This is a genomic window from Candidatus Halobonum tyrrellensis G22, assembly GCF_000495475.1.
In the GTDB taxonomy this organism is placed as follows: Archaea; Halobacteriota; Halobacteria; order Halobacteriales; family Haloferacaceae; genus Halobonum; species Halobonum tyrrellense.
On the sequence record NZ_ASGZ01000040.1, the window covers coordinates 17,222 to 27,845 of the forward strand.

Genomic DNA, 10,624 nt, shown 5'->3' on the forward strand with positions numbered 1-10,624 from the left:
ATACTGCCGAGGGTAGGTTTATGCCCGACAGCTAGCCAGTTCCGGTAGTATCCGATGTTCGGCGTCTCCCTGACCGTCGTGCTCGCCGCCGCGTCGTTTCTCACGGCGGCAGCGATGCTCGGGGTGGTGCCGCTGTTCTACCGCGCGACGCGGGGGAGCGCCGCGGGAGTCCGCGTGTTCGTCGTCGGGACCGCGGTCGCGGCGTCGCTGTCGGCGGTCGCGTACGGCTTTCACCTGACCGCGGTCACGCTCGCCGCGCAGGCGATGTGGGCGCGGGTCGCGCTCACGCTCGGGGCGCCGCTGGTCACGTGTTGGTTCGCGCTCGCGGTCCGCTACACCGGCCGCGAGCGCCGCCTCGGCCGGGCGGGGATCGGCCTGCTCGCGGTCGAGCCGTCGTTCGCCGCCGTCGGGTCGGCCACCGGCTGGTTCGACTACCTGTCTGGGACGCGGCTCACCATCGTCGACGGCCAACCGCTCGCGGTTCTCGACGCCGGTCCCGGGTTGGTCGCCCACGGCGTCTACACCGCGCTCCTCGGCGCCGCGACCGTGGCGGTCCTCTGGCCCGACCTCCGGGAGGGGTCGACCGCCACCCGCCGCCGGGCGGCACTCCTTCTCGTCGCGGGGACGGCCCCGGCGGTGGGGTGGGCGCTGTGGGGGCTGGAGCTGTCGGGCCTGCTCGCGGTCGACCACACGCCGCTCGCGCTCCTCGTGTCGACCGGCTGTCTGTACGTCGCGACCCGGTGGTACGGCCTGTTCACCACGCTCCCGGTCGCGCGCGAGACCGTCTTCGAGGGGATGCGCGACGGCGTCGTCGTCGCCGACGACCGCGGCCGGGTGGTCGAGACCAACGCCGCCGCACGCCGGCTGCTCGGCGTCGACGAGTCGGCGGTCGGCAGCGACCTCGCGGCGGTACTGCCGGCGGCGTTCGTCGATGACGGGTCGGGGACCGACGAATCCGACCCCGACGAAACGGGCGGCGCGACGCGCGCGCGCGGGCGGCGAGCCACCTCCCCCTCCACCTCCGACGGGGACGCCGCCGGCGGTCCAGCCGGTGTCGACGCCGACCGCCCGCCCGGCGGCGAGCGGGTCGTGCGGACGACCGTCGGCGGCGAGCAACGCTACCTCGAACACCGGCGGACGCCGCTGCCCGCGCCCACCGAGGGGACGGTACTCACCGTCCGCGACGTGACCGAACGGGTGCGCGCCCAGCGCCGCTACCGCGCGTACGTCGAACACGCCCGCGACGTGATCATCGTCACGAACGGGGCGGGCGAACTCCAGTACGTCAGCCCCGCCATCGAGTCGCTGCTCGGCTACGACGCCGACGCGCTCTACGGCGACTCGCTCGAGGAGTACGTCCACCCCGACGACCGCGAGTCGGTGTTCGAGACGTTCGCCGACGCTCGCGCGCGCCCCGACGAGGTGGTCCGGGTGTCGTTCCGCGCGCGCCACGCCGACGGCGGCTGGCGCGCGCTCGAAGGCAGCGGCGTCAACCGCCTCCACGACCGTGACGTCGGGGGGTTCCTCGTGACGCTCCGGGACGTCACGGCCGAAGAGCGGTACGAACAGCGCCTCCGGGTGCTCACGCGCGTGCTCAGACACGACCTCCGGAACGAACTCAACGTGGTGTTGGGGTACGCCGACGCGCTCGCGGCCGACGGCGACGACCGGACGGCCGAGTGGGGGGCGACCATCCGCGACTCGGCCGAGCGGCTGGCCGCGCTCGGCGAACGAGTCAGGGGCGTCGACCGCAGCCTCCGGGGGACCGACCACGGCGGGCGGCCGACCGACGTCGCGCGGGTGGTCGACCGCGTCGCCGAGCGGCTGGCCGAGCGCCACCCCGAGGCGGACGTGGCCGTCGACTGCGACGGGGTGGCCGCGGCGTACGCCGACGACCTGCTCCCGACGGCGGTGTGGAACCTCGCGGAGAACGCCGTCGAACACCACGACGGCGACCCGACGGTCCGGTTCGGCGTCCGGTGTGACGGCGAGACGGTCGTGGTGCGGGTGTGCGACGACGGGCCGGGCATCCCCGAGTCGGAGCGCCGGCCGGTGGAGTCGGGACACGAGACGCAACTCGAACACGCGAGCGGGCTGGGACTGTGGCTCACCCGCTGGATCGTCGACGGCGTCGACGGTGACATCGCGTTCCACGAGCGCGACTCCGAGGTCGGCTGTGCGTGCCCGTCCGACCGGTCTACACGCGAGTGCGACCCGACCGGCAGCGTCGTCACCCTCCACCTCCGCGCGGCCGAGGCGGACGACCTGCCCGCCTCGCCGGCGCCGCTCGACGTCCGCGGTACGAGCGCGGGCGGGCCGGAAGTCGGCCGGGCCGACGGCGGGGGGCGGGACCCCGAGCGCTACCCGGGGCCGGCGGAGCCGCCGGAGTCGGAACCCGAATCGGAGGCCGAATCGGAGTCGGAATCGGGAGCCGACCCGGCCGTCCCCGAGGACGGCTGAGAGCCGGCCACCAACACGAGCGGGTCCCAGTCGCCGTGGTCGGCGACGCCGGTCGCCTCGACGAACGCGCGCCGGTGGGCCGCCCGCGCGGCCGCCCACGTCGGCCCCGTCTCGTCGGCGTCGAGCGCCGACGCGAACGCCGGGAGGACGTGCGGCGGGACCAGCAGGTAGTAGGCGTCGCCGTCCCGGTCGACCAGCGGATCGTGGCTGAACGCCCGGCGGTACTCGAAGACGAGGTCGGCGACTCCGGGGTACGCGCGGACGTGTTCGACCGTGCGGCCGAGCAGCGCGCCGACCGCCGCGGCGTCCGCGCCGGTCTCGCGGGCCGCCGGGCCGACGTGGGACGCGAGCGGCGCCGGGAGCGCCGGCGCGTCGTCCGCGGGAACGGCGTCTGAGTCGGGGTCGCTCACGGCTCCGGGTAGGACGTGCCGGGTGATGAGCCGGTCGGTGTCGGCCGTCCCGGCCGGGGGGTCACCGGCTCGCGGCCACCAGCCCGACGCCGAGGAAGACGAACGCGGCCGCCAGCGAGAACGCCGCGAGGTAGCCCGCGGCGTCGGCGACGGCGCCGCCGAGGGCGTTGCCGACGCCGCCCGCCAGTCCGCCGATGGCGGCCTGGAGCCCGAACGCCTCCCCGCGGGTGGCGTCGTCCGCGAGCCTCGTCACGAGTCCGGTCGTCGTCACGGCGATGACGGCCCACGTTGCGCCGATGAGGCCGAACGCCACCGCGTACGCCGGCAGCAGGGCGGCCGCCGCGAGCGACCCCGCGAGCGCGACCAGCGGGAGGAGCAGCCCCCGTGCCGCGAGCGCGACACCCTGGAGCCGCCGGGGAGTGACCCGGCGGACGAGCCGACCGGCCGGCGCGTAACAGACCGCCGACACGAGGTTGCCCGCGACGTAGACGCCGAACACCGCCTCCTCGGTCAGGTCGGCCCTGAGGAGCGACGGGACGGGTCCCCAGAAGACCGCGAACCCGACGGAGAAGGCGCCGACGGCGAGCAGGTAGCGCCGCAGCCCGCTCGGGAGCCGCGCGAACGGGTTCCCCGCGCGCAGCGAGACGAGCGACCAGTACGTCCGCGTCGGCCCGTAGACGCTCGCGCGGAGGACGCGCCCCGCGCCCCACCCGCGGGGTTCGAGCCGGCGGAAGACGCGCCGGAACCGTTCGGGGTCGGTGTGAGGCCGCTCGGGGTACCAGAGGCGCGCGAGCGCGAGCCCCGCCCCGGCGGTCACGGCGAGCAGGCCGAACAGGAGGCGCTGGCCGGCCAGCGGGCCGAAGCCGGCCCGGGGGGCGAGGGCGGTCCAGACGGTGCCGAGCACCAGCCCGCCCAGCCAGCCGTACCCCTGCCAGGCGTTGAGCCGCGCGATCCGGTCGTCCCACTCGGCGACCGGCGCGCCCTCGACGACGATGAGGTTCAACACGGGGGAGGCCGCCGAAATCGCGAACCACAACAGCGCGTTCAACAGCAACACGACGGCGGGCGAGGCGGTCAGCGGCACCAACGCGAGCGTGCCCGCGGTCGCCGCGAGCGCGACCAGCACGAACGGCCGTCGGCGCTTCGTCCGCGCGGCCAGCCGCCCCCACAGCAGCGCGCCCGGCACCCCGACCAGCGCGGCCGTCGCCGCGACGAGCCCGACGAACGCGGGCGTCGCGCCGAGCGCGATGGCGTACAGCGGGACGAGCACCGACGCGCCGCCGACGGCGGCGTACCCCACCCCCCACGCGACCAGCCAGCGGTCCTCGCGGTCCACGAGCGAGCGTGTGGGGGCGGCGACGTATTCGTTGCGGCGACGGCGCGGCGCGGGGCGCGTCGGCGGCGCCCGCGCCGTCGGCTCCGAGCGCGCCCGTCGAGGGCTAACGCACCGCCGCCCGGCGACCGAGGGTTGATTGGGACCCGCGCGGAACGGGCGCGCGTGAACGACACCGCCTACGAGCGGCGGACGCGCGAGGGGCAGCGACTGCTCGCCGACCGCGACGCCGACTGTCTCGTGCTGTTCCCGGGCCCGAACCTGCGGTACCTCTCGGGGTTCGACGAACGGCCCGGCGAGCGGCACCTGCTGCTGTTCGTCCCCGCCGCGCCGGGCGGACGCGAGGCGGGCGACGGCGCGGTGGACGGCGGCGGGACGACGCCGGACCCGACCTTCCTCGTGCCCGACCTGTACGCCGAACAGGTCCGCGCCGAGTCGTGGGTGTCGGACGTGCGGACGTGGGCGGACGGCGACGACCCGGTCGCGGCCGTCGAGTCGGTCGTCGCCGACCTCGATCTCCCCCCGGAGCCGCGGCTACTCGTCGACGACACGATGCACGCGCGGTTCACGCTCGACCTCCGGCGGGCGCTACCGGACGCCACGCTGGGGCTGGCGAGCGAGGCGGTCTCCGAACTCCGGGTCCGGAAGGACGACGCCGAACTCGACGCGCTCCGGCGGGCGGGCGAGGCGGCCGACGCCGCGCTCGCGGACCTCCGGGAACTGGGCGCCGAGGCGGTGGGGACGACCGAGTCGGCCCTCGCCGACTACGTCGAGGAACGGCTGGCGGCCCACGGCGGCGACAGCGTCTCGTTCGACACCATCGTCGGCTCGGGACCGAACGGCGCGATGCCCCACCACACCCACGGCGACCGCGAGATCCGGTCGGGCGAGCCCGTCGTCCTCGACTTCGGGACGCGCGTCGACGGCTACGTCTCCGACCAGACGCGGACGCTCGTGTTCGACGGCGACCCGAGCGCGGAGGTCCGGGAGGTCCACGCGCTCGTCCGCGAGGCCCAGGAGGCGGCCGTCGGCGCGGTCGAACCCGGCGTCACCGCCGCCGAGGTGGACGCCGCCGCCCGGCGGATCGTCGAGGCGGGCGGCTACGGCGACGAGTTCGTCCACCGGACGGGCCACGGCGTCGGTCTCGACGTCCACGAGGAGCCGTACGTCGTCGCGGGCAACGACCGCGAACTGGAGGCGGGAATGGTGTTCAGCGTCGAACCCGGCGTCTACCTCCCCGGCGAGTTCGGCGTCCGCGTCGAGGACCTCGTCGCCGTGACCGCCGACGGCTGCGAGCGAGTCAACCACACCGACCGCGGCTGGCGCTGCTGAGCGGGACGGGCGTGGCGAAGAAGCGGTGTGTTTCGGGCGGGTCGGGCGGAAGCCGAGCGGCTCCGGCGCCTCAGTGGGAGTGGCCCATCGCTTCCTCGAGGCTCTGTCCGAACCGCTCCTCGAACAGTTCCTCCGCGGTCTCGTTGATCTCGTCGACGTCCGCGGGCGTCTCGCCCTGGCTGTGGTGTGCGATCGCGTGCGCCTGCTGGGCGAACGCCTGGAGGACCACGTCGGTGACGACGTGGGTCGGCTCCTCGCCGGGTTCGGCCATCATGTCGACCAGCCCCGCCGGGAGTTCGACCGCGTCGGTGTCGCCGTCCGGGCCCTCGACCGTGTACGTCTCGGTGTCTGCCATGCTCGCCCCGTCGACGGGGAGACGTAAAGGTCCGCCGTCTCAGCGCGTCGGTCGGCGGGAAACCCGACCGCGGGGCGCGTTCGCTCGGCTCCCGATCAGTCGTCGCTCTCGACCGCCGCGGGTTCCGCCTCCGTCTCCTCCTCTTGGCCGTGTTCCGCCGCGCGAGCCCGCTCTTCGAGGTAGGCGTCGGCGTCGATGGCGGCCTTACACCCCATGCCGGCGGCGGTCACCGCCTGCTGGTAGTGGTAGTCGACCACGTCGCCCGCGCCGAACAGCCCGGGGACGCCCGTCTCGGTCTGGCCGCCGCCGTCGCCGCCCGCCGTTCTGATGTACCCCTCGCCGTCGAGTTCGACGCCCGTCTCCGCGAGGTAGTCGGTGTTCGGCGTGTGACCGATGGCGTAAAAGACCGCGCCCACCTCGAACTCCCGCTCGTCGGTCTCGGGGTCGTCCAGCCGGTCGGTCGGGTGACCCGCCGGGTTGGACACCAGCGTGACCGACTCGACGCCGTCCTCGCGGGAGCCGTGGAGTTCGGTCACCTCGGTGTTGCGCAGGATCTCCACGTCGCCGTCGTCGACGTGGCCCATCAGGCGGTCGATCCAGTAGTCCTCCGCGCGGAACTCCTCGCGGCGGTGGGCCAGGTACACCGTGTCGGCGAACTTGGTGAGGAAGCTGGCCTCCTCCATCGCGGCGTCGCCGCCGCCGACCACGAGCATGTCCTCGCCGCGGAAGAACGCCCCGTCACACGTCGCACACGTCGAGAGGCCGTACCCCATCAGTTCGTCCTCGCCGGGGATGCCCAGCGTGCGCGCCGAGGCGCCCGACGCCGCGATAAACGAGTCGCAGGTGTACACGTCGCCGTTCGACAGTTCGACCCGGAACGGCCGGTCGGAATCATCGACCCGTTCGACGACGCCGTTCATCACGTCGGCGCCGAACCGCTTGGCCTGCTTCTTCGTCTCGGTGATGAACTCGGCGCCGTTGATCCCCTCGGGGAAGCCCGGGAAGTTCTCCACCTCGGAGGTGAGCGTCAACTGCCCGCCGGGTTCGTCGCCCTCGAACACCAGCGGGTCGTTGTTCGAGCGCGCGGCGTAGATGGCGGCCGTCAGTCCGGCCGCGCCGGTGCCGGCGACGATCAGCGTCCGATGTTCGACGACCTCGGGGTCGTCCGCGTCGGTGGCTGCGTCCGGGGCGTCGGAGGCGTCACTCATTGACTGGATCTACTGTGTTCGCGGGTTTGTAGGTTGTGCTGTCCGACCGCCTCCGCGCACGTCCGAGGCGGCCGCAGACGACCCAACGCGCCCGAACGATCGTGATATCGACCCATCGGCGGCGACGCGGCCGACCAACCGGACCGACCGACCCGACAGCCCGCGGCGGCGCGAGCGGCTGTCCGAACGACGGCACCCCGCCGACCCGACCACCCGACGCTCGGCCGATGAACCGACGGGTGGGACTGGAAGGGGCCGCCGTCTCGGCGAAGCACGACGAAGCGAGCACCGCAGTCGAGGGCGCGAGCGGAGCGAGCGACCGAGACGCGGAGCGCGGCGAGTCGCGCGAGCCGAGACGGCGGGGGCTTCCGAGGTGTCCGCGGTCACCGTCGCGTTCTACCGCCCGCGACGACGGAATCGACCTCAAACGAACTGGATGGCACGCGAGCCGGCTAGTCGAAGCGTTCAGGGCGCCGACGGAGAGACCACACGCCACGCATGCCAGCCGACCTCGACGAGAAGACGACCCGGTACGGCGAGATGCTCGACGCCGCCCTCGACGCGGCCGAACTCGCGGTCCCGGCGGGGACGCCGCTGTACGACGCGGCGCTCGAGTGCCGGGAGATGGCCGTCTCCTACCTCGAAGACGGCCGGCACTTCCGCGCGGCCGACGACCCGGTCAACGCGCTGGCGGCCTACTCGTACGGCTACGGCTGGCTCGACTGCGGGGTTCGCCTGGGGCTGTTCCGGGTGCCCGACGACGCCGACCTGTTCACCGTCTGAGTAGCTCGCGGCGCCGCCGGCCGGGAACCCCGGGTGGCTTTTTCTCCCGCGGCGTGGTACCGCCGTCCGTGAGCGAACTCGCCGAACTCGGATTCGACGACCTCCTCGTACCGGTCGACGGGAGCGACCACGCGGCCGACGCGCTGAGCTACGCGCTCGCGCTGGCGACGGGGACGGGCGCGCGGGTCCACGTCTGCTCGGTGGTCAACCCGTACACGCTCTCGAAAGTGACCGACCTGCGCGAGGCGCGCGAGGGGGCCGAGGAGGTGGTGGCCGACGCCGAACGCCGGGTCGAGGCGGCGGGTCTCGACGCCGTCACCGCGGTGCGGGAGGGGAGTCCTGCCGACGCCATCCGCGAGTACGCCGAGGAGGCGGGCGTCGACTGCGTGGTGATGAGCACCCACGGCCGGAGCGGGGTCGAACGCTACCTGATCGGGAGCGTCACGGAGAAGGTGGTCCGGACCTCGCCGGTGCCGGTGCTCGCGGTCCACACCACGGACGCGGACGGCGGCCGCGAGGGGGAGTACCGCCGGCTGCTGCTCCCGACCGACGGCAGCGCCGCCGCGGCCGCCGCAGAGCGGACCGCGGTCGCGTTCGCGTCGGCGTTCGACGCCACCCTCGACGTGGTGAGCGTCGTCGACTCGACCGACCTCGCCACCGCCGCCGGGCCGACGGGCGCCGAGGGCGAGGCGGTACGACAGGTCGAGAAGGCGCTCGACGCACGCGCCGCGCGCGCGACCGACGCCGTCGCCGACGACGCGCGCGCGGCGGGCGTCGACGTCGAGACCAGCGTCGAGCAGGGGTCGGTCCACGAGCGGATCCTCGCGCGGGCGACCGAGACCGACGCCGACGCCATCGTGGTCGGCACGCACGGACGCGGCGGCGTCGAGCGCTACCTGCTCGGGAGCGTCGCGGAGAAGGTGGTCCGACTCGCCGACCGCCCGGTGTTGGTCGTCCCCGCCGACGCCGCCGACGTGGAGGGCGAGGGCGCGAGCGACGCCGGAACGTAACCGACCGGTCGCCGGTCGGGTCCGCGAACTCCTCCCGACGGGACGCCCGCGTCCGGCGCGCGGGCCGTCAGTCGAACCGGACGCGCGGGCCGTCGTCGGCGTCCTCGACGTCGACGCCGAGCGCCTCCAGTCGGTCGCGCAGGTCGTCCGCGCGCTCGTAGTTGCCCGCCTCCCGTTCGGCCTCGCGCACCTCCACGACGAGTTCCGCGAGGTCGCTCGCGAGGTCCACCTCGCCGCCCGCCTCCCGGCCGAGTTCGAGACCGAAGGCGTCGCCGCCGAGGTCCTCGAACGCCTCGACCGCCCGGCGGAGCCCGCGGTAGTCGTACGGGACGCCGTCGTCCGCGTGGCGGTTGACCGCGCCCGCGAGGTCGAGCAGCGCGTTGTACGCCGTCCGCACGTCGAGGTCGTCGTCCATCGCCGCTCCGAACCGCTCGCGGGCGTCGTCGACCGCCTCTCGGAGCGCGGGGTCCTCCGCCTTCGCGCGGGCGTCGGGGGAGTCGCAGGCGTCGACCGCGCTCTCGTAGGCGCGTTCGAGCCGCTCCCACCGCTCTTCGGCCTCCTCCATCGCCTCCGCGGAGTACACCTGGTCGCCGCGGTACTGCGCGCCGAGGTAGAACGTCCGGACGACGTTCACCCCGAACTCGTCTAAGGCGTCGGCGACGGTGAAGAAGTTGCCGAGGCTCGAACTCATCTTGTCCGCCTCCGTCTGGAGCAGGCCGACGTGGAGCCAGTAGCGCGCGAACTCGCGGTCGGTCGCGGCCTCGCTCTGTGCGATCTCGTTTTCGTGGTGGGGGAAGACGAGGTCGCGCCCGCCCATGTGGACGTCGAGCGTCTCGTCGAGGTGCGTCATCGACATCGCGGAGCACTCGACGTGCCACCCCGGCCGACCCTCGCCCCACGGCGACTCCCACGTCTCGCCGGTCGGGAGCGCCCCCCCGTGGTCGTGTTTCCGGTGTTCCTCGACCGCCGCCGGGCTCACGCCGTCGGCCTTCCAGAGCGCGAAGTCGGCGGGGTTGCGCTTCTCCGAGCGCTCGTCGGGGTGGCCCTGCGCCTCCAGTTCCTCGAGCGCCTGGTTCGAGAGGTCGCCGTAGCCGTCGAAGGCGGTCACGTCGAAGTAGACCGAGCCGTTCGACTCGTAGGCGTACCCCTTCTCGACGAGCGTCTCCACGAGCGCGAGTATCTCGGGGACGTGCTCGGAGACGCGGGGGTACACCTCCGCGCGCTTGAGGTTCAGCCCGCGCATGTCCTCGATCACCTCGCGGGTGAAGTGGGCCGCCACGTCGGCTTCGGTCTCCCAGCCGTCGCGCTCGCCGACGCGGGCGGCGATCTTCTCGTTCACGTCGGTGAAGTTCTCGACGTGCCGGACGTCGTACCCGCGGTACGACAGCCAGCGGTGGAGGACGTCGGCGTGGAACCACAGGCGAGCGTGACCGAGGTGCGCCTCGTCCGAGACCGTCAGCCCGCAGACGTACAGCAGGACCTCGTCGCCGTCGACTTCGAACGACTCCTCGTCGCCAGTCAGGGTGTTGGTCACGGACACCATTGCGTGTCGGCCGGCGCTACGGCGGCCTCCGATTTAAAGGGTCGAACATCGCGCCGCGCGGCGATCGACCGCGCGGTCGGTCGCACGGCCCGTCCGCGAGCGCGACCCCCCGGGCTCACGCCGCGAGCGCCGCCTCGACCGCCCGGACCGCGTCGGCGCCGTCGCGGCGGCCGACGACGACGAGTAGCGA

The 10,624-nt window shown here is 74.0% G+C and carries 9 protein-coding genes; 4 read left to right on the forward strand and 5 right to left on the reverse strand.

The window, feature by feature from the left end:
- The first annotated feature begins 54 nt into the window (after positions 1-54).
- The gene (locus tag K933_RS11820; protein WP_023394965.1) at positions 55-2,460 is read left to right on the forward strand and encodes a PAS domain S-box protein; all 2,406 of its coding nucleotides are present in this window, start codon (positions 55-57) and stop codon (positions 2,458-2,460) included.
- Here K933_RS11820 and K933_RS11825 read toward each other — a convergent pair.
- Both K933_RS11825 and K933_RS11830 read right to left on the reverse strand, forming a co-directional pair.
- On the reverse strand, positions 2,361-2,870 hold the full coding sequence (locus K933_RS11825; protein WP_023394966.1) for a hypothetical protein: 510 nt from the start codon (positions 2,868-2,870) through the stop codon (positions 2,361-2,363). The genes K933_RS11820 and K933_RS11825 overlap by 100 nt on opposite strands.
- 61 nt (positions 2,871-2,931) lie before the next feature.
- A complete protein-coding gene (locus tag K933_RS11830) occupies positions 2,932-4,206 on the reverse strand; it encodes an MFS transporter (protein WP_023394967.1) in 1,275 nt (424 codons plus the stop codon).
- Positions 4,207-4,368: 162 nt separating this feature from the next.
- Between K933_RS11830 and K933_RS11835 the strand changes: the two genes are divergently transcribed.
- Positions 4,369-5,535, forward strand: coding sequence for a M24 family metallopeptidase (locus K933_RS11835; protein WP_023394968.1), 1,167 nt, complete (start codon positions 4,369-4,371; stop codon positions 5,533-5,535).
- A 70-nt stretch (positions 5,536-5,605) separates the two neighbouring features.
- Here the strand turns inward: K933_RS11835 and K933_RS11840 are convergent, their stop codons facing one another.
- Positions 5,606-5,890: a DUF7545 family protein gene (locus K933_RS11840; RefSeq protein ID WP_023394969.1), complete on the reverse strand. Its 285-nt coding sequence runs from the start codon at positions 5,888-5,890 to the stop codon at positions 5,606-5,608.
- A 95-nt stretch (positions 5,891-5,985) separates the two neighbouring features.
- Positions 5,986-7,098 carry an NAD(P)/FAD-dependent oxidoreductase gene (locus K933_RS11845; RefSeq protein ID WP_023394970.1) on the reverse strand — a complete coding sequence of 371 codons (1,113 nt, stop codon included), beginning with the start codon at positions 7,096-7,098 and terminating at the stop codon, positions 5,986-5,988.
- Positions 7,099-7,596: 498 nt separating this feature from the next.
- Between K933_RS11845 and K933_RS11850 the strand changes: the two genes are divergently transcribed.
- On the forward strand, positions 7,597-7,881 hold the full coding sequence (locus K933_RS11850; protein WP_023394971.1) for a DUF357 domain-containing protein: 285 nt from the start codon (positions 7,597-7,599) through the stop codon (positions 7,879-7,881).
- A gap of 68 nt (positions 7,882-7,949) precedes the next feature.
- Positions 7,950-8,891: a universal stress protein gene (locus K933_RS11855; RefSeq protein ID WP_023394972.1), complete on the forward strand. Its 942-nt coding sequence runs from the start codon at positions 7,950-7,952 to the stop codon at positions 8,889-8,891.
- Positions 8,892-8,958: 67 nt separating this feature from the next.
- Here the strand turns inward: K933_RS11855 and cysS are convergent, their stop codons facing one another.
- Positions 8,959-10,434: a cysteine--tRNA ligase gene (gene cysS, locus K933_RS11860; protein ID WP_023394973.1), complete on the reverse strand. Its 1,476-nt coding sequence runs from the start codon at positions 10,432-10,434 to the stop codon at positions 8,959-8,961.
- Positions 10,435-10,624 lie beyond the last annotated feature (190 nt).